Source organism: Pseudoalteromonas sp. SG41-5, from assembly GCF_014164495.1.
GTDB classification, from domain to species: domain Bacteria; phylum Pseudomonadota; class Gammaproteobacteria; order Enterobacterales; family Alteromonadaceae; genus Pseudoalteromonas; species Pseudoalteromonas rhizosphaerae.
In genome coordinates this window covers 1-919 of record NZ_JACJFH010000255.1, presented here as the reverse complement: position 1 = coordinate 919, position 919 = coordinate 1, and the positions used below count along the sequence as shown (strand labels likewise).

The following is a 919-nucleotide window of genomic DNA, read 5'->3' as shown; positions in this document are numbered from 1 at the left end:
GATTAAATTTTTAGAAGGGTTGGAAATAGACCCAGCAGGTAATAACAATAATAATGATAATTATTATTTTATTGCAGAGCAAGAGTGGGGAGAATTTACACGAGGCCCTGCAAATCCAGATAATCCAAATGCGACTGTTTGGAGATATCGTCACCATGCCTATTACATCGACGAACAAACTTACCAGTTAAACGGCAGAGATTTAACAATTCCCGTTTTGAGACGCAAACGACTGACCCCAAATGGAGGAATGGTCACAGAGACTATAATGGAAGGAGTCGAGAATATGCGCTTTTTATTCGGTTTAGATACTAATGCCGACGCTCGAGTGGATACATATAGAGATGTAAATAGTATGACCGCGGCTAATTGGGAAGATCGCCGTGGTATCTTAACCGTACAAGTGTTTATTTTAGTGCGGGCACTGCAGCCTGATGCGAGTTTAAATCAACTGAATCAAACATATACATTAGGTGAAGATGCCAACCAACGTGTTTTAGAGTTTAATGATCAATTTCGTCGCGCATTATTTACCACCACGATCCGCTTAAATAACATAGGGGCTAGTCAATGGCGTATTTAAAATTAGCCTCAAAGCAACAAGGCGTAGTCTTAATTGTTGCATTAATTATGGTGGTGGCAGTTACAGGAATAGCAGTAACGTTAATGAGCAGTGCAAGTGTGGATATTAAAATTACCAATGCAGCGTTTGAACGTGAAGAAGCCGAAAATATCTTGATGGGCAATGTACAAAAGGTAATTGCGACAGAGGCTGCAGCAGATGGAGCAAGTAAATTACTTTACACCCAAGCTCAGTTACCTGACGGAACAATTGCCTTGACCACGATAGGTGATACAGAAAGTGAATTAAGTAATCTTAATGATGGCGCGCTCGATTTGCCCTGCCCACGAGACTACA

2 protein-coding genes are annotated in these 919 nt (G+C 40.9%); both read left to right on the top strand.

All coding sequences use genetic code 11. The features are described 5' to 3' along the window. Positions 1–583: PilW family protein (locus H5232_RS23445; RefSeq protein WP_182831692.1), on the top strand; the 583-nt coding region annotated here is incomplete at its 5' end. Continuing rightward, a partial coding sequence (locus H5232_RS23440; protein WP_182831690.1) for a pilus assembly protein PilX occupies positions 571–919 on the top strand: 349 nt, incomplete at its 3' end. The genes H5232_RS23445 and H5232_RS23440, both read left to right, overlap by 13 nt.